Annotated in this window: 15 protein-coding genes and 1 pseudogene; 2 read left to right on the top strand and 14 right to left on the bottom strand. The window is 68.5% G+C overall.

The features are described 5' to 3' along the window. Window positions 1-207: 207 nt before the first annotated feature. From H0E84_RS20025 to H0E84_RS19970, 13 genes are all read right to left on the bottom strand, one after another. Window positions 208-1,644 carry a sugar porter family MFS transporter gene (locus H0E84_RS20025; RefSeq protein ID WP_180680427.1) on the bottom strand — a complete coding sequence of 479 codons (1,437 nt, stop codon included), beginning with the start codon at window positions 1,642-1,644 and terminating at the stop codon, window positions 208-210. An 82-nt stretch (window positions 1,645-1,726) separates the two neighbouring features. Further along, window positions 1,727-4,072, bottom strand: a complete 2,346-nt coding sequence (locus H0E84_RS20020; protein WP_180680449.1) for a glycoside hydrolase family 95 protein — start codon at window positions 4,070-4,072, stop codon at window positions 1,727-1,729. 144 nt (window positions 4,073-4,216) lie between these two features. Next, window positions 4,217-7,090, bottom strand: a complete 2,874-nt coding sequence (locus H0E84_RS20015) for a TIM-barrel domain-containing protein (protein WP_180680426.1) — start codon at window positions 7,088-7,090, stop codon at window positions 4,217-4,219. A gap of 20 nt (window positions 7,091-7,110) precedes the next feature. Beyond that, on the bottom strand, window positions 7,111-8,769 hold the full coding sequence (locus H0E84_RS20010) for a DUF5597 domain-containing protein (protein ID WP_180680425.1): 1,659 nt from the start codon (window positions 8,767-8,769) through the stop codon (window positions 7,111-7,113). Between the two features lie 197 nt (window positions 8,770-8,966). Further along, window positions 8,967-10,922, bottom strand: coding sequence for a sialate O-acetylesterase (locus H0E84_RS20005; protein WP_180680424.1), 1,956 nt, complete (start codon window positions 10,920-10,922; stop codon window positions 8,967-8,969). Then, window positions 10,922-12,823 (bottom strand): glycoside hydrolase family 2 protein, encoded by a 1,902-nt coding sequence (locus H0E84_RS20000; protein WP_219339860.1) that lies wholly within the window; start codon window positions 12,821-12,823, stop codon window positions 10,922-10,924. Before H0E84_RS20000 ends, H0E84_RS20005 begins: the two co-directional genes overlap by 1 nt. Beyond that, window positions 12,807-15,083, bottom strand: coding sequence for a cellulase (locus tag H0E84_RS19995; protein ID WP_257644335.1), 2,277 nt, complete (start codon window positions 15,081-15,083; stop codon window positions 12,807-12,809). Before H0E84_RS19995 ends, H0E84_RS20000 begins: the two co-directional genes overlap by 17 nt. A gap of 218 nt (window positions 15,084-15,301) precedes the next feature. Then, entirely contained in the window at window positions 15,302-18,232 is a 2,931-nt protein-coding gene (locus tag H0E84_RS19990; protein WP_180680423.1) for a TonB-dependent receptor, read from the bottom strand. Between the two features lie 535 nt (window positions 18,233-18,767). Continuing rightward, window positions 18,768-19,073, bottom strand: coding sequence for a DUF6506 family protein (locus H0E84_RS19985; protein WP_180680422.1), 306 nt, complete (start codon window positions 19,071-19,073; stop codon window positions 18,768-18,770). Between the two features lie 27 nt (window positions 19,074-19,100). After that, window positions 19,101-19,751, bottom strand: coding sequence for a class I SAM-dependent methyltransferase (locus H0E84_RS19980; RefSeq protein ID WP_219339859.1), 651 nt, complete (start codon window positions 19,749-19,751; stop codon window positions 19,101-19,103). Then, window positions 19,748-20,482, bottom strand: coding sequence for an alpha/beta fold hydrolase (locus H0E84_RS20910; RefSeq protein ID WP_425600517.1), 735 nt, complete (start codon window positions 20,480-20,482; stop codon window positions 19,748-19,750). The genes H0E84_RS19980 and H0E84_RS20910 overlap by 4 nt, the downstream gene beginning before the upstream one ends. Window positions 20,483-20,618: 136 nt before the next feature. Then, a complete protein-coding gene (locus tag H0E84_RS19975) occupies window positions 20,619-21,344 on the bottom strand; it encodes a hypothetical protein (RefSeq protein ID WP_180680421.1) in 726 nt (241 codons plus the stop codon). A gap of 368 nt (window positions 21,345-21,712) precedes the next feature. Then, window positions 21,713-21,988 (bottom strand): helix-turn-helix domain-containing protein, encoded by a 276-nt coding sequence (locus tag H0E84_RS19970; protein ID WP_180680420.1) that lies wholly within the window; start codon window positions 21,986-21,988, stop codon window positions 21,713-21,715. Window positions 21,989-22,156: 168 nt separating this feature from the next. Between H0E84_RS19970 and H0E84_RS19965 the strand changes: the two genes are divergently transcribed. Next, the gene (locus H0E84_RS19965; protein WP_180680419.1) at window positions 22,157-22,420 is read left to right on the top strand and encodes an XAC0095 family protein; all 264 of its coding nucleotides are present in this window, start codon (window positions 22,157-22,159) and stop codon (window positions 22,418-22,420) included. A gap of 149 nt (window positions 22,421-22,569) precedes the next feature. Here H0E84_RS19965 and H0E84_RS20615 read toward each other — a convergent pair whose 3' ends face one another. After that, complete coding sequence (locus H0E84_RS20615; protein WP_257644334.1) at window positions 22,570-22,701, bottom strand: hypothetical protein; 132 nt, start codon at window positions 22,699-22,701, stop codon at window positions 22,570-22,572. Window positions 22,702-23,004: 303 nt separating this feature from the next. On the opposite strand from H0E84_RS20615, the pseudogene H0E84_RS19960 reads away from it, so the two are divergent. After that, window positions 23,005-23,674 (top strand): annotated as a pseudogene (locus H0E84_RS19960) (IS110 family transposase). Window positions 23,675-23,709 lie beyond the last annotated feature (35 nt).

Genomic DNA, 23,709 nt, shown 5'->3' with positions numbered 1-23,709 from the left:
CGGGCTCCGGAGCCGGGAGCAGCGGAGCAAGCTCCGCTCTACGAAGGGGCGACACGGCGCGCGGCGTGGATTCCGGAGGCCCGTAGAGCCGAGCTTGCTCGGCTGGCGCGCGGGCTCCGGAGCCGGGAGCAGCGGAGCAAGCTCCGCTCTACGAGAGTGGGCGGCTCGCGGCCTGTTCTCCGGGGTCGCGGTCGCGACCCCGGCGGATCAGCCCTCCATCTGCTCCAGCTCGCGGCCGCGGGTCTCGTGGACGAAGCGGAGCACGAAGAAGATCGAGATGAAGGCCGCCAGCGCGTAGAAGCCGTAGGTGGCCGCCAGCCCGATCCCCGCCAGCATCACCGGGAAGGTCATGGTGATCGCGAAGTTGGAGCCCCACTGGAACAGCCCCGCCACCGCCAGCCCCGAGCCGCGGATCTGGTTGGGGAACATCTCGCCCAGCATCACCCACATCACCGGGCCCCAGGACATGTTGAAGAAGATCACGTAGACGTTGGCCGCCACCAGCGCCAGCACGCCCATCGAGTCGGAAAGCACCAGCCGGCCGTCGGCGTCGAGCGTGCCGGTGGCGAAGGCGACCGTCACCAGCGCCAGGGAGATGGCCATGCCCAGCGATCCGGTCCACAGCAGCGGCTTGCGCCCGATGCGGTCGATCAGCAATACGGTGACCACGCAGGCGCCGATGCTGAGCGCGCCGGACAGCACGTTGATCAGCAGCGCGTCGTTCTCGGAGAAGCCCACCGCCTGCCACAGCACCGCGCCGTAGTAGAACACCACGTTGATGCCGACCAGCTGCTGGAACGTGGCCAGCCCGATGCCCACCCAGACGATCGGCCGCACCTTGCCGGTGACCTTGCTGATCAGGTCGGACAGCCGCGGCCGGTGATGGTCGGCGGCCAGCGAGCCGTCGATCTCCGCCAGCTTGACCGGCCCGGTGTTCGGCCCGTAGAGCCGCGTCAGCACCGCCAGGGCGCGCTCGCGGCGCCCGCTCGCCACCAGGAAGCGCGGGCTCTCGGGGATGAACAGCAGCGCCCCCAGGAACACCGCGGCCGGCAGGATCTCGATCCAGAACATCCAGCGCCAGGCCTGGAAGCCCAGCCACAGCGGCTCGATCGAGGCGCCGGCGAAGCGCGCCAACAGGTAGTTGCTGAGGAATGCGGCGAACAGCCCGCAGATGATCGCGATCTGCTGCACCGTGGCCAGGCGACCGCGGTAGTGCGCCGCCGACACCTCGGCGATGTAGGCCGGCGCCATCACGCTCGCCGCACCCACCGCCAGGCCGCCGAGCACGCGGTAGAACACGAACTCGAGCGAGCTGCCCGCCACGCCCGAACCCCAGGCCGAGACCAGGAACAGCACCGCCGCGACGATCAGCAGCGTGCGGCGGCCGAACCGGTCGGCCAGACGCCCTGCGAAGAACGCGCCGACGGCGCAGCCGAGCAGCATCGAGGCGACGTTGAAGCCGGTGCCCATCGAGTCGGATCCGAACGCCAGCCGCAGGCCGTCGACGGTGCCGTTGATCACACCGCTGTCGAAGCCGAACAGGAAGCCGCCGAGGGTGGCGACCAGGCTGATCAGCACGATGAAGCGGGTATTGGGGGCATCGGCGGCCACGCCTGCGCCGGGGACTGCTGCGATGCTGCTCATGACGGCTCCTGTGGTGTCGGGAAGGTGCGGGCCGGCACACGCCGATCGCCGCGTCGAGATCGAAAGGTAGCGCAACCATCGCTCATGCGCGCGCCAGGCGGTCGCCGCGCAGGCGCAATTCGGCGGTCTCGCCCGCGGCGAGGGCCAGCGTCAGGGCGCTGTCGCGCCAGGCCAGCGCATAGGTGCCGCCGCGGTCGCTGGTCAGCCGCACGCGCCAGGGCCGGCCGTCGCGCCAGGCCAGGTCCACGCCCGCCGCGCCGCGCACGCGCAGGCCGCGCACCTCGCCGCGCGCCCAGGCGGCCGGCAGCGCCGGCAGCAGGAAGATCGTGCCGCCCCAGCTCTGCAGCAGCATCTCGGTGATGCCCGCGGTGCCGCCGAAGTTGCCGTCGATCTGGAACGGCGGATGCGCGTCGAACAGGTTGGGATAGGTGCGCGCGGGGCTGAGCAGCATGCCCAGGATCCGGTAGGCGCGTTCGGCGTCCCACAGCCGCGCCCACAGGTTCAGGCGCCAGCCGATGCCCCAGCCGGTGGCCTCGTCGCCGCGGATCTCCAGCGAGCGCCGCGCCGCGGCGGCGAGTTCCGGCGTATCGCGCAGGTTGATCTGGCTGGACGGATGCAGCGCGTACAGGTGCGAGACGTGGCGGTGATCCATCTCCGGCGCCTGCATGTCCCAGTCGTCCTGCCACTCCTGCAGCTGGCCGGCCTGGCCGACCTTGTGCGGCGGCAGGCGCTCGCGCAGCGCGGACAGCCGCAGCGCGAAGTCGCGGTCGGTGTCCAGTAGTTCGCTCATCTCGATGCACTGGCCGAACAGGTCGCGCAGGATCTGCGCGTCCATCGACGGACCGGCGCAGACCGAGGCGCCATGGGGGTGCACGTTCTCCGGCGACATCGACGGCACGGTGACCATCGCGCCGGTGTTCGGGTCCTCCACCAGGGTGGCGGCGAAGAACTCGGCCGCGCCCTTGAACAGCGGCCAGATCTTCTCGAGGTACTCCGGGTCGCGGCCGTAGTCCCAGCGGTCCCACAGCTGCTGCAGCAGCCAGGCGCCGCCCAGCGGCCACAGGCCCCACTTGGCGCCGTCGATCGGCGCGGTCTGCCGCCACAGATCGGTATTGTGGTGGGCCATCCAGCCGGGCGCGCCGTACATTGCCTTCGCCGTATGCGCGCCGGTCTCGGCCAGTTCGAACAGCATGCGCTCCAGCGGTTCCACGCATTCGGGCAGCGCGTTGGCCTCGCTGGGCCAGTAGTTCATCTCGGTGTTGATGTTGATGGTGTACTTGCTCTCCCACGGCGGCGCCATCAGGTCGTTCCAGATGCCCTGCAGGTTCGCCGGCTGGCTGCCGGGGCGCGAACTGCAGATCAGCAGGTATCGGCCGAACTGGTGGTACAGCGCGGCCAGCGCCGGATCGTCGCCTTCGGCGAAGCGCGCCACGCGCTCGTCGGTGGGCAGGTCGGCGGCGGCGGTGCGGCCCAGGTCGATCGACACGCGGCGGAACAGGCGGCGGTGCTCGGCCAGGTGGTCCTCGAGCAGCGTCCGCCAGGGCTTGCGCGCCGCGGCATCCAGCTGCACGCGGGTGATCGCCTCGGGATCGCCATCGGTGTCGTCGTAGCGGCGGTAGCTGGTGGCGGCGGTGAGCAGCAGGACCACCTCGTCGGCCTCGACGATCTCGATGCGGTCGCCCTGCCGCTGCATGCGGCCGCCCTGCGCCAGCGCGCGCAGGCGCAGGGCGAAACGCAGCCGCCCCTCGATCCCGCGGCTGGACCCGTTGCGTCCGCGCAGCAGCAGGCCGGCGTCGCCGTCGGCGACGACCTCGGACTGTTGGTCGCTCTCCAGGCCGATGCGCACGCCGACGCGCCCGGGCTTGTCGCCGCTCAGCCGCACCGCGATGCACTGGTCCACCGGCGAGACGAAGACCTCGCGCCGGTGGCGCATGCCGCGGCTCTCGAAGGTAGTGCCCGCCAGCGCGCTGTCCAGGTCCAGCGTGCGGCGGTAATCGCCGATGTCCGACACCTCGAAGAAGTCCAGCGCCAGGTCGCCCAGCGGCTGGTAGGGCATCTGCTTCATCGGATCGCCCATCATCTTCGCATCGGCCAGCGCTTCGGCCTCGGCGTAGCGGCCGGCGAAGATCAGCCGCCTGACCTCCGGCAGGGCGGCCAGCGCCTCCGGCGGCGTGGGATCGTAGGGGCCGCCGCCGTACAGCGTGTCCTCGTTGAGCTGCAGGCGCTCGTACTTGCCGCCGCCCCAGACCATCGCGCCGAGGCGGCCGTTGCCCAGCGGCAGCGCCTCGACCCATTGCGTGGCCGGGCGCGCATACCGGAGCGTGAGCGCATCGCCATCGGCATGCCGGGCAGGTGCGGCAGGCTCCGGCGGACCTGCCGCTTCCCGTCCCTGCGCCTGCGCGGCCGCCATGCCGCCGAAGCCGGCCATCGCCAGCCCGGCCGCCACGCCCTTGAACAGTTCGCGCCGGGCCGGATCGGCAGGTGCGGTGGTGCCGGCGCGACCGGGGCCGCGCCCGCTGCGGTGCTCGTTAGCCAAAGAACCCCTCCCCCGACTCTGGTTGTCTACCGGTGGTCATTCATCATGCCCGGCCGGTCCCGGGGTTGTCATTCCGCGGCGCGGCACGGCGATCGTCTCGCCCGCGTACTGCACGACGACGTCGGCACCGGGCTCCAGGTCGCCGGCATCGTCGCGCGGGCCTTCGATGAAACGCACCCGGAACTCGCGCTGCGCCTGCATGCCGGGGAAGCCGCCCTCGCGCGCGCCGATCGACAGCTCGCCGGCGTCCTCGTTCCAAGTCAGCGGAATGCGACTGAACCGCCCCTGCTCGTAGTCGTAGCTGTCGCCGTCGTCCTCGTAGAGCGAGAACGCGCCATCGGCGCCGGTGTACACGGTCAGGGTCAGCGGCGCATCCGGCCGCTCGTCGACGTACTGCTGCACCGGGCCGCTCGGCACGATGGCGCCGGCGCGCACGAACAGCGGCATCCGCTGCAGCGGCGCGTCGGCGTCGATGCGCTGGCCGCCATCGAAGCGCCGGCCGCTGTAGAAGTCGTACCAGGCGCTGCCGGCCGGCAGGTACACCGGGCGGCTGGTGGCGCCGAACTCGCCGACTGGGCTGACCAGGAACGCAGGACCGAACAGGTACTGGTCGTTGATGTCGCGCACCTCGGGATCGTCCGGGAAGTCCATCGCCAGCGCGCGCATGATGCTGCCGTCGCGGTGGTAGGTATCGCCGGCCAGGGTGTAGATGTAGGGCATCAGCGCATAGCGCAGCCTGAGGTAGTACGCCATGCTGTCGTGGTACGGCGTGCCGGCCGGGGCGATGTTCCAGAGTTCGCGGTGCGGGAACTGCCCGTGCGAGCGGAACAGCGGCACGAACGCGCCGAACTGGAACCAGCGGGTGTTGAGCTCGCGCCATTCCGGCAGGTGCGCCGGGTCCTGGTTCTCGTAGCGCTTCTCCACCGCGAAGCCGCCGATGTCGAAGGTCCAGTTGGGCAGCCCGGCCATCGAGGTGTTGACGCCGGCGGCGACCTGCTCGCGCAGGTCGTCCCAGCGCGAGACCACGTCGCCGCTCCACAGCGCGGTCGCCGCACGCTGGCTCCCTGCGAACGCCTTGCGCGAGAGGATGAATACCCGCTTGTCGGGGTCCGCGGCGCGATCGCCGCGGTACACGCCCTCGGCGTGCGGCAGCGAATAGGAGTTGAAGAACTCCGCCGAGGGCCCGAGCGCGGTCGGCGTGGTGCGCGCCTTGCGCTCCTCCACGTCGAGATTGGAATGCAGGTCGGGCTCGGTCGCGTCCAGCCACCAGGCATCGAAGCCCAGCGAATTCAGCTTGTCGTCGAGCTGGCGCCAGTAGATCGCCTGCGCCTCCGGGGCATACGGATCGTAGAACGAGCTCAGATAGCCTTCGCCGATCCAGTCCTTCTCGCCGACTTCGACGTTGCGCTTGTAGATGTATCCCTTGGCGTCGAGTTCCCTGTAGTGCTCGGTCTGCGGATAGAACTTCGGCCAGACCGAGATCATCACCCGCGCGTTCTGTGCGTGCACCCGGTCGACCATGCCCTTCGGATCGGGGAAGCGCGCGGCATCGAAATCGTGCGAGCCCCAGGCGTCCTCCGGCCAGTACGACCAGTCCTGCACGATGTTGTCGATCGGCAGCTCGCGGCGGCGGTACTCGGCCAGCACGTCGAGCAGCTCGTCCTGGGTCTTGTAGCGCTCGCGGCTCTGCCAGAAGCCGTAGGCCGATTTCGGCAGCAGCACAGCCTTGCCGGTCAGAGCGCGGTAGCCGGCGATCACCTCATCGGCGGAGTCGCCGGCGACGAAGTAGTAGTCGATGAACTGGTCGGCCTCGGACCACAGCGACAGGTCGCCGGCCTCGTCCTCCGGCAGCGGGTCGCGGTGCAGCAGGGCGATGTAGCTGGGGTCGATCAGGTCCCACTCGATCCGCAGCCGGTGGCGCTCGCCGGGCTGCATCTGCAGCGCGAACTCGTGGTGCCACGGATTCCAGTTCTGCCGCCAGCGGTCGATGACCAGCTCGTCGTCGATCCACAGCTTGATGTATTCGCTGCCGTACAGCGAGAAGGTATGGCGGCCCGGCGAGAGCGCCTCGATCGCGCCCTCCCAGCTCGCCTGCACCCGGCCGTCGCCGCCCTTCAGCGCCTCGGGGAAATTCTCCAGGTCCTTGATGTACTGGTAGTCGACCTCGGACTCGCGACGCTCGAGCTTCAGCTCGCCGTCGACCGAGTAGCGCGCGGTCAGCGCGCCCTCCTCGCCGTTGGCGTCGTACAGCTTCAGGCTCTGCGGCAGCGGCTGCAGGCCGCGCGGATCGCCCAAGCGGGTGATCGCGTTGCTATCCCACAGCAGGCCGTAGTTGCGGCTGGAGACCAGGAACGGCACCGCGTTGTCGATGTTGTGCTGCAGCAACTCGACGTCGCGGCCCTTGAGGTTCACCCAGCCCTGCTGGTGCTGGCCGGTACCGTAGATCGCCTCGTCGGCGGGCGACTCGAAGCGCTGGCGGATGCTGAAATACGGCTCGCCCTCCACCTCCAGCGGCTCGAAGCCGCGGCCGCTCGCGACCTCGGCGAGGATCTGCTGGCCGTCGCTGTCGAGGAAGCGCACCCGGCCGTCCTGCAGCGAGACCTCCGCGGTGACCTGCGCGGTGCTCAACCGCACCGCGCCGTCGGCCTCGGCGACCTCGAACGCCGGCGCGGCGCCCGCGTCCTCCACCCGCATCAGGCTGGGCGTGCGCTCGAATGCGCCCTCGGGATCGGCGCTGACGCGAACGATGCGCTCGCTCACCACCTGCAGGCGTACGGCGGCCGCACCCTCGGCGACGGGCCGCACCACCACGCCCTGGTCGGTGGTCTGGTACCGCTGCGATGCGCCTTCCGCACCGCAGGCTGACAGCAGCGCAGCCAGCGGCAGCGCCAGCCAGTTCGTATGTCTCATGGTTCCACTCCCATCAGTGTTCAAAATTCCGCCAGCTTCACGCGCAGCAGCTGCACGGCGCTGGAAAAGTTCAGGCCGTAGTCGGTCTGGTCGCCGTTCCAGACGCGCTGGAACCGCCATTGGCCGTCCTCGTCGTAGGTCCCTTCCTCCACCCGGTCGTAGATCATGTTCACCGTCTCGTCGGCGGGGAATATCGTCACCCGCGCGTGATAGCCGGTGACCAGAAACTCGTCCGGCCCGAGTTCGACGATCAGCGCCGCACCGATCGGTTCCGGGTTGCCCGGCGCCTCGCCCTGGAACCAGAACTGCGGCACGCCGTACATGACCGAGGCGTTCCAGCGCGCGTTGAGCTCGAGCAGCTGCACCGGCTGCCCGGGCTGCTCGGCGGTGCCGTGCACCTTGCCCTGAAAACTCCTCTCGGCCAGCAGCCGCGCGATCGGCCGCGTCAGCGCGTAGTTCAGCGCGAACGGCGCCAGCGTCTCCTCGTCCAGGCGCTTGGCGCCCAGCGGCCAGTTCGAGTACCTGGTGTAGTCGATGCCGAACGGCGCCCAGCCGATCGCCTGCTGTCCGAGCGCGGAGAAGAAGAAGCGCGCGTACGGGGTATCGTTGCCGGTCTCGGCGACGAACAGCGCGTTGTCCGGCCGCGAATAGCGCTCCAGCACGGTGGTGTACTTCTCGTACTCGCGCATGTAGATGTCCGGCGCCAGCAGGTCGATGTTGGGCGCGGCGAGCTTGTAGATGTCGAGCACATTGTCGGTCGGGCCGCCGCTTTCGTACTGGCCCGGCAGGCCCGGGTCGAACGGATCGCGCAGCGCGCCATTGACGTACATCGGCAGCGGGTATTCGGCCTTGCCGGCGGCCGCCACCTGGTCGATGTAGTGCGCCACGTGCCAGGCGTGGAAGAACTCGTCGGCGTCGTCGCCGAACACCTCGCGCCAGGTGCCGGGCTCCCGGTCCAGCCCCGCCGCCAAGGCCTCGGGCACCGGACCGTCGAACACGCGCTGCGCCAGCGGCGAGAAGTCGCGCGGGGCGCCGTAGGTGCCGGGCTCGTTCTGCGGCTGCACCATGATCACGGTGCGCTGCGGATCGGCCTGCTTCAGGTGACGCATCAGCTGGACGAACGCCTTGGTGTCGGCCTCCAGCGTGCTCGGGGCCAGCGGCGACAGCGAGTTCAGCGTCTCGCCCTCGGCGGTGATCACGCGCGGGAAGCGCTCGTTGTCCAGCTTGACCCAGGCCGGCGCGTAGTTCGGGCCATTGTTCTTCCAAGTCGCGAACCACAGCAGCACCAGCCGCAGTTCGCGCTCGCGCGCCTGCGTCAGCAGGGTATCGACGAAGGAGAAGTCGAATTCGCCCTCGACCGGCTCGACCTGCTCCCAGGCGATCGGCACCATCACCGTGTTGGGCCCGAGCGCATCCATGGCCGGCCAGACCATGTCCAGCGCGGCCGGGTAGTTGCTGGAGTTGTTGACCTGGCCGCCGAGGATCAGGAACGGCGCGCCGTCGACCAGCAGCGCGTGGCGGCCGTTCTCGGTGACCAGCTGCGGGATCGGCGCTTCGGTGGCGGTCTGCCCGCTCGGTGCCTCGGTGCTGGCCTGCCCGCTGGCCGACGCGGGGGCGGCGGTTTCGGCGCTCGCATCGTCGTCCGCGGCTTGTCTGCCGCCGCAGCCTGCGAGCAGCATGGCGAGCAGCACGCCGGCAAGGCCCCGGGCACCCAGGAAGGCGTTCCATTTCCGCGAAGGCCTGCTCCCCCCCCGTAGAGCGGAGCTTGCTCCGCTGCGCGGGCTCCGGAGCCGAGAGCAGCGGAGCGAGCTCCGCTCTACGGCGTGAGGCGGGGCAGCGATGGGGGCAGCAACGGGGATCGTCTTCGTCATTCGGTTCACCACTCTGCGGTACGGAACGGCGAGGCCGGCAGGCCCTCGCGGTTGACCAGGTCGGCGTCTTCGGGGTTGTCGCGCCAGGCGTAGCGGACCGCGACAGGCGCCGGCACCGCGTCGCTCCGCACCACGACGGCGTCGTCGGCGATCCGCGCCTGCGCCGGATGGAACAGGCGGTCGGCGCCGGCGATCTCGAAGCCATGCACCGCCTCGCCTCCGCCGCGCACCGCCAGCGAACTGCCCTGCAGGTCGAAACGCAGCACGGCGCGGTCGCCCTCGATCGCGACCGCGCGGTAAACCGGCCCGGAGAACACCAGGTCTTCGCCATGGGCGACATGGCGGGCCGCCAGCGCCAGGCGACGGCCGACCGTTCGCTTGTCGCGCGGGTGGATGTCGTGCGCGTCGCCGACGTCGATCGTCACCGCCTGTGCGGTGGCCGGCAGCGCCAGCGTCGCCGTCTGCGACTCGCGCAGCACCGCCCACGGGCTTTCGAGCACGCGGCCTTCGGCATCCGTGCGGTCGCCGTCGGAAACGAAACTGGCCAGCTGCGCCCAGAGGAAGGGCAGTTCCGGCGCATTCCAGTCGCCGCGCCAGCCGCGGATCATGTCAGCGAACTGCTCGCGGTAGCGCCAGGCGCCTTCGGGCGAGGCGTTGGTCTCGCCCTGGTACCAGATCGCGCCGCGCAGCGGATACGGCTGCAGCGGGCGGATCATGGCGTTGTACAGCAGGGTGCCGATCCGGTTCTTGTCGTCCAGCAGCGAGACGGTGACGGCGGTGGTGCGGAACTTCCACTCGCCGGCAAGCGGACGCCGCGCGCCGCCGGCCGGCGCCACGTACAGCTGGTCCGCGCTGCCGGCGATGCCGCCACCGCCGCCGGTGTCGGTGACCCGCACCGCGAGAGTATTCGTGCCTGCACGCAGCGCCGCCGCGGGCACCGGGTACTCGCGCGGCGTGTTCCAGGCGTTGTCCATGCCGCCGACCGGCTGACCGTTGACCCAGGCGCGGTCGCTATCGTCGATCTGGCCCAGGCCCAGGGTCACGCCGGCCGCGGCCTCGCCGGCGCTCAGTTCGAACGTGGTGCGGTACCAGGCCTCGCCGTCCATGCCGGCATAGCCCTGCGCTTCCCAGATCGCCGGCACCTCGATGTCGGCCCAGTCGCCGGTATCCAGTTCGGCCACGGCCAGTTCGGCTCCGCCGGCGGCGGTCTCGGGCCAGCCCGCGATCAGGCCGCGCGTGCGCGCTTCCACTTCGGCGTCCGCCTCGCGCTTGCCGCGCATCTTTTCCGCCAGCGCGGCGGCGTCCAGGCCGAGCATGTCGGCGTCCATCCAGGCCTCGATCGCGCTGCCGCCCCAGGTGCTGTCGATGATGCCGACCGGCACCCCGGTGGCGGCGCGCAGTTCGCGCGCGAAGTGGTAGCCGACCGCGGAGAAGTCGCCGACGGTCTGCGGCGAGGCCGCGGCCCAGGCGCCGCCGCCCAGCCGCGCCTGCGGCGCTTCCGCCCACGACTTCGGCACCTTGAAATGCCGGATCAGCGGATCGTCGGCGCGCGCGATCTCGGCCTCGGCATCCTCGGTCTGCAGCAGCGGCCACTCCATGTTCGACTGGCCGGAGGCCAGCCACACGTCGCCGACCAGCACGTCGCGCACGGTGACCGTCTCGTCGCCGGCGGTCACCGTGATCTCGAACGGCCCGCCCGCGGCATGCGCCGGCAGCACCGTGGACCAGCGGCCGTCGGCGTCCGCCACCGCATCGGCCTGTCGTCCGTCTAAAGCGACCCGCACCGCGGTGCCCGGCGCCGCCCAGCCCCAGACCGGCAGCGGCCGGTCGCGCTGCAGCACCGCGCCGTCGGAGAACAGCAGCGGCAGCTCCACCTGCGCCTGCGCCTGCGCCTGCGCCTGCGCCTGCGCCGCGATTGCGACCAGCGACAGCAGCAACACGATCCAGCTCGAACGCCGCATCACGGTCGCACCTCCTCGTAGTAGTCGTGGATCACCTGCCAGGCCTGCTTGCGCTCACCATGTTCGGACAGCAGCCCCTTGCGGTTATACCCGTGTCCGTGCGCGCCGCGCTGGAACGGGTGCAGGCGCACCGGCGAGCGGAAGTCGGCCAGCACCCAGGGCGCGACGCCGCGCAGGAACGGGACGCCGGCCAGCATGCGCAGCTGCTTGCGATAGAACGCCGCCTGGAAATCCTCGCTCCAGGCGCTGGCGGTGTCTTCGCTGCCGCGATGGCCGTGGCGCGCCTCGGCGCCGAATTCGGTGATCAGCAGCGGCTTGCCGAACGGCGTCCACACCGCCTGCTCGGGTTCGACCGGCCAGGGCGTGTACCAGCCGAAATATTCGTTGACGCCGACCACGTCGAGTGCGTCGACCAGCGGATCGCCGACCGTCAGGGTGTTGCCGTCGAAGCCCGGCCCGTAGAGCGCCGCACCGACCAGGCGGGTGGGATCGAGCCGGCGGCTGCGCTGCGCCAGCGCCGCCAGCGCCGCGTCGCGCTCGGGGCTGGAGGACGTCTCGTTGGCGATGCCCCACAGCACCACAGCGGCGCGGTTGCGGTCGCGGCCGATCATCTCGGCCAGCATCGCATCCAGCCTGGCGCGCATGTCGGGGTCGGCGAAGTCGATGCCCTGGTAGACCGGGAGTTCCTGCCACAGCAGCAGTCCCATGCGGTCTGCCAGGCGCACCAGGTGCTCGTTGTGCGGGTAGTGCGCCAGGCGCAGGAAGTTGGCGCCCAGCTGTCGCGCCTGCTCGAGCAGGCGGCGCGCGTCGGCCTCGGAATACGCGCGGCGGCCGTCGATCTCCTCGTGCAGGTTGACGCCGCGCAGGAACACCGATTCACCGTTGAGCAGGATCTCGTCCCCGCGCACGGCGATGCTGCGGAAGCCGATGTCCTCCTCCAGCGCGTCGTCGGGCGTGGAGACGTGCACGCGATACAGCTTGGGCCGCTCCGGCGACCACGGCTCGAACGGCGCCTCGAAGCGGATGCGCGCACGGCCGTCGGCGCCGGCCTGCGCGCGCACGTCCACGCCCAGTTCTGGAATGCGCACGCGCACCGGCTGTCGCGGCGCACTGCCGGCCACACGGACCCAGCCGTCGACGCGTCGCAGCGAGTCCGGTGCCAGCTGGATGAAGTAGTCCTGGACGTAGGTCGCCGGCGTTTCCACCAGGTCCACGTCGCGGGTCAGGCCGCCGTAGTTGAACCAGTCGAAGCCCTGCGCCGGGATGCCGTCCTTGCGCCGTTCGTTGTCGACGTGCACCAGCAGGCGGTTCTTGCCGTCACGCACGCGTTCGGTCAGCTCGAACTGGAACGGCGTGAACCCGCCCTCGTGGCTGCCGAGCTTCTCGCCGTTGAGGAACACGTCCGCGCGGTAGTTGGCGCCGCCGAAGTGGACGAACAGCCGGCGCCCTTCGCGGCGCGCGGCGGCGGCGTCGTATTCGAACGCCTTGCGATACCAGACCGAGCCTTCCAGATACATCAGTTCCGGCCGCTGGGTGTTGAAATCGCCCGGCACCTCCAGGGTGACGTCGTCATCGAACCCGTATTCGTAGAAGTCGTCGTGGGCGCTCGCGGTGCGGTCCTTCCACACCGCCTTCCACTCGCCGATACCGGAGGCGTAGGGATCCACCAGCGCCTGCCATTCGCCGTTGAGGCTGCGCCGCTGGCGCGCCGGCAGGTTCGTCAGCACCGGTGGCGGCGGCGCGGCGGCTTCAGCGGCGGCCGGTTCGTCGTCGCGATCGCTGCGCTCCTGCGGCAGCGCGGTATAGCCTTGCGCAGCCGCCAGCAGCGGCGCCGCGGCCAGCAACAGCGCCAGCCATCGCTGCGCGCCGGCGGACGGCGCGGGCCTAGCGCGGATCGCCATACAGGATCCCCCGGCCGCCGGTGGCGAGATACACGCGGCCGTACAGGCGCGGATCGCCGGCGACGCTGCGCAGGCTGCCGAAGCGGTGCGCATCGTCGTCGATGCGCAGCCAGTCGCGGCCGTCGTCGTCGGAACGGTACAGGCCGAACTCGCCCCGCACCGCGCCGAACAGGAACAGCGTCGGCGTCTCGCTGCCGTCCTTCGGCTTGCCCAGTCCGATCGCGCGGGCGTCGTCGACGTCCGGCAGGCGTTCCAGCCGGCCGGCGTTCCAGCGCAGCAGCCCGCGCCGGGACGCGGCGATGTAGACCAGGCCGGCGTGGCCGTGCGCCGGCCTGAGCTGCGCACGGAACCGCTCCTCGGCCTCGCCGGCCGTGCCGGCGTCGCGCGCGGCTTCAGTGAACTCGCCGCCGCCGTCGTCGCTGAGGTAGAGCCTGCCGCTGGCCGGATCGAACCCGTACCAGCGCGCCGCGTCCACCCGGTCGGCCTCGACCACCGCGGTGTCCGGCAGCCCCTTCACCCGCTGCCAGCGTCCGCCGAAATCGTCGGTGCGCCAGTGCCCCGCCTTGCGCGGCTGCCAGATCACCCGCTTGCCGTCGGCGGCGATCGCGATATGGCCGGCGCCCTCGCCCTGCGGCGGCTCGGCGGCGAACATCGCCCAGCTGCGACCGCCGTCGCGCGAATGCGCCGCGAGCACCACGCCGTCGCGAGCGTCGTGCAGATGGCCGCTGCGGACCATCACCTCCGGCGCCCGGCCCGCGAAGGCCAGGCTCTCGGTGTTGCTGTAGCGCGGCGGCGCGGCGAACTGCACGGTGGTGCGGTCCAGGTCGTCGTGCACGAAGCCGTCGATGTCGCCCAGCCCGCTGATCAGGTGCGGCCCCTGCGGCGGGCTGACCAGGACCAGCGGCACGGTTTCCTCCAGGCCGGCGTCCTCGAAGCGCCAGTGCACGGTGCCGCCGCGCTCGAACGCGGTCATGTCGTGCGAGGCCCAGAGGCCGTAGCCGGTGACGAACCACACCCGGTCCGGATCGAACGGATCGATCTCGATATCCGCCATCCAGTGCGGCGTGGCCTGCGCGGTCCAGGGCGAGGCCGAATGATCGAACTCCGAACGCGGGAACACCGGCTGCCAGGTCTTGCCGCCGTCGGTGCTGCGGAACACGTCGTCGTGCGGCCCGAAGCGTCCGAAGGTGGTGGCGACGATCGTGTCGGGATCGTGCGGGTCCGCCGCCACCGCGCCCCAGCCGAAGCCGTCGCCCTCGGTGTCGGTGGACTGCGGCGCGGGGGTGATCTCGGTCCAGCTGCCGTCGGCCGGCGAATATTTCCACAGCGCGCCGTCGTGCATCGCATCCGGACCCGGCTCGTCGCCGTAGCTGACCAGCCAGTCGCCGCGCGCGTCGCGCACCATGTGGTTGGGCCGCAGCCCGGTGGGCTGGCCCGGAAGCGCGCGCCAGCCGGCACCGCCGTCTTCGGAAACGTACAGGCTGGTCTGGCGCGTGGAGACGCCGGCGTACACCTTCGGCGTCGGCGCGCCGGCCTCGCCGCTGTCCGGATCGAACGCCACGAACGCGATGCCGACGTGCTGGCGCCGCCAGTCGTTCTCGGCCATCGCCGCTTCCGACTCGGCCAGCGCCGGAAATGCGTCCACCTTGTTCCAGCTGGCGCCGCGGTCGTCGCTGCGCCACAGCCCGTGCGCGCGCGAACCCAGCAGCAGCACGCGACCGTCGTTGGGATCCACCGCCAGGCGTTCGCCGTTGCCGCGGCCCAGCTCGTTGCCGCCGAGCTTGAACGGCAGGTCGCTGCGCTCGAACGTGGCGCCGCGATCGGCCGAGCGCAGGATCGCGCCGTTGCCGGCGCGTTCGTGGGTGTAGGTGCCGGCGGCCAGGTACAGCCGCTGCGGGTCGGAAGGATCCAGCGCCAGGCTCTCGATGCCGGCGAGATTGGCGTCCTGGTGGCCGATCCAGTCGGTCAGCGGCACCCAGCGCCGCGCGGCGGCCTCCCAGCGGTAGGCGCCGCCCACATCGGTGCGCGCGTACAGCAGTCCGGCTTCCGTCGGATGGAACACCAGCCCGGTGACGAAGCCGCCGCCGCCGATCGCGACGTTGCGCCACTGGTACGGTGCCGGCGCGGCGATTCCCCGCGGCGTCGCACCCGCCAGCAGCGCCAGCGCCAGCAGGCCGGCCATCATGCCCACCGAGGGAGTGCGCATTGCGCGGCCGTTGGCCCGGCGGTACAGGGGGCGGGAAAGGCTGGTCGCGGGCATCTCGGCAGCGGTTTCCTCGTGAATGGAGCCGGTACGGGCTCGCCCGCAGGGGTGCCGGGGCGGCGGTCGCCGCGGACGCGGGCTCCGCCATCCGCCCGCCGCAGACTGCCCGGCGACGCCGGCGCCGCACGCACGCGGCGGCTGCATGGCGGCGCCGAAACGCCGGCCCCCGCACCGCCGCCCCGGGGAGGCGAGACGACGATGCGAGGCGGCGAAGGCTACAGATCCAGGTTGGCGCGGACGGTCAGACCGATCCGACGATCGTTGAGGTACCAGCCGTTGGGGCGGCTCGGGCTACCGTAGTAGTCGAAACGTTCCTCATCCAGCAGGTTGGTGCCGTCGAGCGAGATCGACCAGATCTCGTCGAAGTTGAATCGGATCGACGCGTCCAGTTGTCCGGTCTCGTCGTGGTACTGCGGCACATGGCCGGCATTCGGCGGCCGGGTGGTGACCAGCCAGGTATCGCGCCAGTTGTACGCGGTACGGACCGAGAAGCGTTCGCGCTCGAAGAACAGCACCACGTTGTAGCTGTGCTTGGACAGCCCCTCCAGCGGCAGGTAGGCCACCTCGATGCCGTCGGTGGTCTGCGCGTCCGGCGACGGCGCGCTGCTGTCGACGTAGGTGTAGTTGGTCTCGAACCCGAACCCCGACTGGAAGATCTGCCGGTAGCCGACCTCCAGGCCCTTGATCTTGCCGTCCTCGCCGTTGGTGCGGGTCTGCAGCTCGAACGGGCGCACGCACTCGGCGCCCACGCAGGGGCGCGCCGAGCTGTCCGGCGTGTCCTGCACCTCGTACGCCGGGTCGTAGTAGTTGGCGGTCACCGTGTCGTAGAAATAGAAGCCCTTGACCTGCTTGTAGAAGGCGGTGCCGTACAGCATCGAGCCTTCGCCGAAGTACCACTCCAGGGAAGTGTCGAACTGATTGGAGTACATCGGCTCCAGGTAGGGGTTGCCACGGTTGGCGTAGGACAGGCCGCCGGTGTTGAAGTCGAAGAAGGTGTTGTCCAAGTGCACGTAGGGATCGAGCAGGTCGAAGTTGGGCCGCGACATCGCGCGCGAGGCGGCCACGCGCCACTGCAGTTGCGGGGTGAAGAACATGCGGAAGTTGAAGCTCGGCAACACGTCGGTGTACGCGTGCTTCACGCTGACCGGGACCAGTTCGTTCACCGGCACGTCCTGCTCGCGCTCCCAGCCGTCGACCGTGGTCTCGGTGCGCACCAGGCGAACACCGGCGTTCGCGTCCCAGGGGAAGCGGCCGCTGTCGTTGCCGAAGCGCAGCATCGCGTAGGCGGCATAGGTCTTCTCGCCGAACTCGCGAATATCGGTCTGCGCGTTGTAGGTCACCGGATCATGGCCGAACATGCGCACGGTGTTCTCGTAGTCGGCGACCATCTCGTCGCAGGCCACGTAACCGGTCGGCAGGCCGCTCTGGCCACGGAAATGGTCCTCGAAGGGGAACAGCCTGTAGCACGCGTCCGGGTACTCCGACAGGGGCACCGCGGCCCACGTGCCCCAGGCGTTGTCCGAACCCGGCGGCGGGATCTTCTGCCAGTTCCAGCTGGAACTGCGCACGATCGAGTCGCGGTCGGTCAGGCGGACGCCGAAGCGCAGGTCGCGCAGGAAGCCGCTGTCGACGAAATCCCAGCGCACGTCCGCCCGCCACGAAATCTGGTCGGCGTCGTTGTCGTCGCGCTTGTCCAGGTGGGACATCCACCCGGCGTAGTTCTCGACGTTGCTCATGTAACCCGGGATCGGCTGGCCGGTGGCCTGGTCGACGACGCTGATCGACGGCCGCTCGCCGCGGAAGTCCACGATCACCGGCGGCATGCCGTAGAGCCCTGACCAGCCACGCCAGTCGTTCGGATCGTCCAACTGCCCCGCCAGCAGGTCGACCCAGTAGTTCACGCTTTCGGTGGTGGCGTCGACATACTGCAGATCGGTGGAGAAGTGGAGCCGGTCGTTGACCTGCCACTTGAAGCCCGCGCCGTAGTCGCTGGTCACCGAATTGCGCCAGTCCATGCGCGCGGTGGTGGTCACCAGCGCGTTGTTGAACGTCCCGTACTGGAACTCGCCATCCGGGGTGAAGCCGAATGGATCGGTGAAGGCTTCGTAGCCGGGGATCGACGGCGAGACGAAGCCCCAGCCGTTCCCGGACCAGTTCACCACGTCGTCGGTGTTGTTGTTGAAGTTGCCGGCGCGGACGCTGTACTCGCGGTTGCGGAACTTGTAGTCCGAACGCAGCGCTTGCGCGTAGATCTCCATGTCGTCGTTCGGCTTCCACTGGAACGCCGCGGCCAGGCCGTCGCGCTCGCGGTCGCCGAAGTGGCTGTACATGCCGATCTCGGTGGGGATCACGACCTCCTGCCCCTCGTAGCCGGGCACATCGTCGAACACCAGGTAGCTGCCGAGGTTGATGCGGTCCTCGCGGTACTGGCCTTCCTGGCGGGCGATGTTGAACAGGAAACCCATCTCGCCGACGCCGGTCAGCCAGCGGTTGCTGAACAGGAACGAGGCCGATGGATGCACCGAATCGCGCAAGTCCCAGCGGTTGACGGTGAAGCTGCCGCTGAGCCTCATGCCATCGGCATCGAACGGCATGCGCGTGCGCAGGTTGACCAGGCCGCCGATACCGCCTTCGATCAGCTCGGCGTTCGGATTCTTGTAGACGTCGATGCCGGCGAGCAGTTCGGCCGGCACGTCCTCGAGGCTCAGTGCGCGGCCCGCGTTTGCGGTGAAAACGTCGCGGCCGTTGAGTTCGGTGCGCACCTGGGTCAGGCCGCGGATGGCGATTTCGCTGCCCTCGCCCTTGTTGCGCCGGATCTGCACGCCCGAGATGCGCTGCAGCGCCTCGGCGACGTTGTTGTCGGGCAGCTTGCCGATGTCCTCCGCAACGATGGAATCCACGATCTGGTCGGTGGTTTCCTTGATGATCTGCGCGCGGGTCAGGCTGCCGCGGACGCCGGTGACCTGCACCGTATCCAGCTCGGTCACGCGGGCATCGGGATCCTCCTCCTCGGCGCCCGGCGCGGAGGGCGCCTGCTGCGCCCAGGCGTGGGCGCTGAACGTCAGCGCGACGGCGGTGGCGATGGCGGTGAGCCGGAGCGCGCGGGCGGCGCGATGACCCGCCGGCCGAGGATGACGCTTTTGCATGCTGTTCCCTCCCAGGACACATGGCTGACGCTTGCGGACCGGGCCGCGGGCGCCGTGGCGCAGTGCGGTCCCGGGCGGTGGTGGTGCCTCGGACGGGCTCTCCGGTCTACGCCGTCGTTCGCCCCTCCCGCGCTCCTGCGTCCGGCGCCGGGCCGGTCGCGTCACACCCGGCCCGAGGCCGGGGTTCACGGGCCGGCAAGCAGGCCATCCGGCCCCGGCCCTCGGCGTCCCCTTGGCACGGGCGCCGTGAATGTGACTTGCGTCGGAGCATAGGCGCCGTGCGCCATGCCGTACCAATGAAATATTTACAAGATTCTATATCCCGTTGGAATACGAGCTAGCACCGGCCGGCCCCCTTCCGCGTAGAGCCGAGCTTGCTCGGCTGCCCACCCCCCGAAGCCGGAAACGGCGAAGCGCCCCGACTCTCCCGCCCGGCCAACCGCAACAGCCCGCCAGGACGCCAGGACGCCAGGACGCCAACGACAGGATCGGCCCGAATCGCCGCAAGAGGGCGCAACGCGCGCCCACGCGCAACTCACTCCTCCGGAGCGAAGACCCCCGCCAGCCGGGCGATGGACGCACCCCCCGCATACCCCACGCACCCCACCGGCACCGACCCGCCCGTCGCCTCGACGACCCTTCCGGCCCAGACCGGCTCGAAGCCACCGCAAAGCTCGATGAACTGCGCCCCGTCGCGCACCAGGTCCACGGCCACCTGGACCACTGCGGACTGCTCCGGCACGGCGACCACGATGCTCCGTACCCCGCCCCGCTCGATGACGAGGCGATCGGTCCCCGGATCGGTCTCCGGTGCCTCGAAGATGAATGCCCAGCTGATCATGAAATTCCTCCCATGGAGTCGAGTCGTTTACGAGCGCTTCCTGGCAACGATGAATACCGACCCATTCCTGGGCTGCCATTCGCGATCGATGCCGAAGCCGGCATCGGTCAACCTCGAGACGAGCTGCTGCCTGCCGAAGCGATTCACGTAGGGCGCGAAACCCACGAACTGCATGAGGGGAATCAACATTCGCCAAGCAGCATTGATGTCATCGATCAGCACGGTGCTGGAGACGAAGATCCCACCTGGCTTCAGCAGTCCATGCACTCTCGAAATCGCAGCCTCGACGTCCTCGAGCAGGTGCAGCACGTTGAGCCCCAGCACGGCATCGTAGCTTTCCGGCTCCAGTGCGAGGCTCTCCAGGGTGCCCTGGCGAAAGCTGATGTTTTCGACGCCTGCTTCGGCGGCCTTTCGTTCGGCGATCTCCAGCATCCTGTCCGAGATGTCGGTCGCATCGATGCGCTTCACATAGGGCGCATGGACGATCGCCGTACTGCCGGTGCCGCAGCCGAACTCCAGCACGGACCAGTCCGGCCGGAAGTACTCCTGGGTGATCGTCAATTTCTTCCGATAGGCCTTCTCGTCTCGAATCGGGCTCCTGGCGTAGCGAGGCGCATTTCTGTCCCAGAATTCTTTCGTCTTCTTCAATCGTCTGCCCTTCTGCCGTTCGGCGGTCATCCCTGAGGCGTCCTGCGAGGCGGGGCCGAACAGGAGGAATCATCGGGGTCCAAGCCTCGCACGAATGCGGCAACCTCTTGAGCGCATGCCTCCGTGGAAGTCTGAAGAAGCAGGTGAGGCCCTGCAACCACGACCGTGCGGCAGTCGGACAGGCTGGCCGCCAGCTCCTCCGATGCAGACCGGACCAGCAAGCGATCCTCGCCGGCCACGAGCTGCAACACGGGAACCTGCACGGACGGCAGAAGCTGCGAGACATCGATGCGCATGGCCGCTGCAGCTCGTGCGCGCAGGGCAGCCGGGCTGACCGAGCGCAGCGCTGCAGCGAGTTGCGACCTGAGGGCGGGCGTGGCCCACGGCCCCAGAAGTGACCAGGACAGTAGTGGCATGGGCGGCCGAACCGGGGCGAACCGCACCAGTGGCGCCAGGGGGGAAAGTGCAGGCACCGGCGCTCGCGCGAACGTGGTGGACAAGACCAGCCCCGCAAGGCCAACAGGCGCGTTCGCAGCAACGAGGATGGCCAGCGGGCCGGAGAACGACTCCCCTAGAAGCACGAAGGGATTGGACGTGCGAAGCTGAGCTCGGACGATTGCCTCGAGCTCGAGATACCCCAGAGCACGATCCGGCGGGTAAGCAATGGCTCGGGCCGCAACCCCGAGATCGCCGAGACGAGAACAAAAGGCCTCGAGCAGCGTTGCAGTGCCATCGAGCCCGGGAAGTAACAATACCTCCATCATGTCGTCCCTTGGATCCTGGAGTCAGCCGCTCGGAGACATGAAGATGGCTTAAATGGGGAGGCACCCACAACTCCTAGCGGTGGCGAGAGGTTCCGTCCGTCGCAAGCCGCTTCTAGACAGAAAAATTTCGCATTCAGTATGGCCACCCCTTCATTGCTGCCTCGACAACGATCTCCTGTAACTGCTCATTCGTTAGATCGTACTTCCGTACGAGTTCATTCTTGTACTTCTCTTCGAGTTCTCGTTCCATGTCGATCTGCTTCATGATCTGCGAGCCAGGAACGCGCGCCATTGCCTCCCGGGTCGCCCTGTCTTCGGCCGCAGCCGACTCGCGAAAAACCTTCTTGCGCTCTTCCTCAGAGAGACCAAAACGTTCTTCTGGCACGTGGGAGAGGGCAGCCAATCTCTCCTCACTGATGAGAACGCGAGGTTCTTCTTTGTCCAGCGGGCCCATCGCGATCATTCCAATCCAGAGCCCCTGTCCCGCGTTGGCCTGCTCTTTGGTCCCATAGACGTATATGTAGATATTGGTCGCGACGTTGTGGTGACGGAAGCCACGGCGAGCCCTGGCGGAGCGATAGCGTCTGAAGATTTCATCTTCGAGTCCCGCCCTCGTTGGGACGCTAGAGACGACGATCTGCTGCTCAATCTGGGTCTTGATAGGCGTGTCGGATACTTTCTCGTCTATAACCAGGTATGTGATTCCGGACTCAGGCAATGCGCTCGAAACGGCTTCTGGATGTTCTCCAGAATCTGGCGCGTGTATTTTCTCGGATTCTTCCCGAGCGCAACCTCCGCCAAGAAGAAAGATAAGAAAGACCGGCAGACAAATTACCCTTCTTAAGCGCATTTTTGTCACCCCACTGACTGCCTAGCACCCTAGCTAGTCCGATCTGCACCGGGCCGCTTCCGAGGTCGATGTTAACGCGGAACCACCCGGGTACAAGATGATGCGAAGCGGGTTCTGCTTGAACGAATTGCTAGGGAAGGCCTGAATATCTCGTCCGTTCCGCGCGACGATAGCGCAACTTGATGGAGACAGCGATCGATGCAACTGATGTTCGTTGACACCGAGGGCTTTGTCTCTGACATCCTTTGTTTTCCCTAGTCGGTCTGCGAACAAATCGGTGTGCACCGAGACGCGCCGCGAAGCGGAACCGGCTTGGATGACGAGGGGGATCTCTCAGTGCCACCACATTCGATGGCCGAGATTGATGTGGTTCGCTGTCAGGACACGGGGTCACGAGATCGGCTCCGGGCCCGGGGCCTCGCTCCGATCACTTCGTGCAGAAGCGCCCCCGGGTCGATGCCGATGGCATGGCAGAAGTCGGCGAACTCGATGACGTCGATCCGGCGCTCACCGCGCTCGACCTTGGAAACGAAAGTCTGGGTCGTCTTCAGCGCCTCGGCCACGTCGATCTGAGTGAGCCCGGCTTTCAGCCTTGCCTCCCTCAAAGCGCCGATCAACGCGCGGTACTCAGGACGGTGAGTGAAGGCGGGCATGGTCGCTCAAGATGCGAAACGCCCCAGAACCTAGATGCTATATTGGAATAGTCCAAATTAGACTATTTATGCTATGCTGATCCACATCGTCCATGGTGAGGGACAGACGACGCTGATATCGATGGAGGCTTGGACAAGGATCGTTTCACACGCCTAGAGGAACACATCATGAGCAAGGAACCACGCTCGCTCACGGTACGCGCCCGCGAGTACCGACTGCCCGAAGAAGTGCACCTGGAACTGCAACAGACCCGCGACCGCCTACGCCTGCTGGCCTGCCTGACCGCACCACGCTCCCCGCAGGACGACCTGCCCATAGCCGAGCTGTCGCTAGCGCCAGCCGCCTTGGCGCAGTGTTTCCAGGAGTTGGCCGATCGACTGGACAGTAGCCTGCGGGAAGTCTATTGGCCCGATTCGCCACCGCCCAACTGAGCTTCAAGCCCAAGGCAAGGAATCAGGCAGTGGGGTCAGTGCGGACGTTATTTGATTATGGGCCCTGACGCCAGAATCAGGTCTCGCCCTGAAGCAGGGTCGGCTTGAATGAACTGTCAGGCCCCAATTTGAAGGAACGACTGCCGCCGTCATTTGCCCTTCTTGTGCTTATGAGGTTTGAGAGAGGGCGTATTTCCAGGCGTGTCCTTGTTGTCACGTCGACGTCTATCAGGTTTCCCTGTTGATTTGGCAATTGGTTTGGGGCCGGGTTTGATTGTCATGATCGCTCTCCTTGGTAGTTACAGAAGTGGAACGCTGCCACCTGTAACGTACTTCCTTCTCATCAGGTGAGATTGCATAGCCGCCTAACGCCTTATGTCTTGAACTTCCCCTAGCTAGGTGCAGAGAGCCCGGCGTGCGCGCCCGATAACGCTTCGGTCTCAGCACCACCGTAACTCAGCAGGGGCCGCACGCCGGATCTCGCGCCCTGCGCCCGAACAGTTGATCGAGGTTTCCCCTCGAACCGATAAGCGTGGGCCTCAGGCGCGATGCTCTCGACAGGCCAACTCTAGCGGAGAACGGGCATGTGGGCAGCAGGAATCGACGTGGGCAAGGCCAACCTGGACCTTGCGGTGGATGGGCAGACGGGTGTGGCGCGCTTCTCCAATAACCCAGCGGGGATCGGGAAGCTGGCCAAGCGCCTGGCGGCCCTGGGGAACGGCGGCCCTGGGGAACGAGCGGGCCGTCGTAGAGGCGACCGGTGGCTACGAGGAGCCCCTGCTCGAGGCCTGTTGCGACGCCGGGCTCTGGATCGCCCGAGTCAACCCGCGCCAGGCACGTGACTTTGCTCGGGCTACCGGCGAACTGGCCAAGACCGATGCCATCGACGCCCGGCTGCTCGCCCTCATGGCGCGGATGCTCGGCGACCGCCCGCGCCGGCATGTCGCGCCGCCGCTGTGGCAGCGGGAGCTGCGCGACTGGTTGCGCCGGCGCGGCCAGGTGGTCGTGTTGATCCAGGCGCAGAAGCAGCAGGCGGCGATGGCGCGCGGGAGGGCACCAGTCCGCGTGGCCCTGTACATGGCGACGCTCTCGGCGGTGCGCTGGGATCCGCTGATGAAGGCGCACTACCAACAACTGCGCGCTCGCGGGAAACTGGGCAAGGTCGCGCTGGTGGCCTGCATGCGCAAGCTCCTCGGCATCATCAACGGCCGCCGGCGCGATGAGCTGCTTGCGGAGGGATTAATCCTGGCCTGAGCCGTCCGATCACAAGACAGTTGCTGAGTTAAGCC

Origin of the sequence: Luteimonas salinisoli, from assembly GCF_013425525.1 — a bacterium.
In the GTDB taxonomy this organism is placed as follows: Bacteria; Pseudomonadota; Gammaproteobacteria; order Xanthomonadales; family Xanthomonadaceae; genus Luteimonas; species Luteimonas salinisoli.
This window is presented reverse-complemented; position numbering and strand designations above follow the sequence as displayed.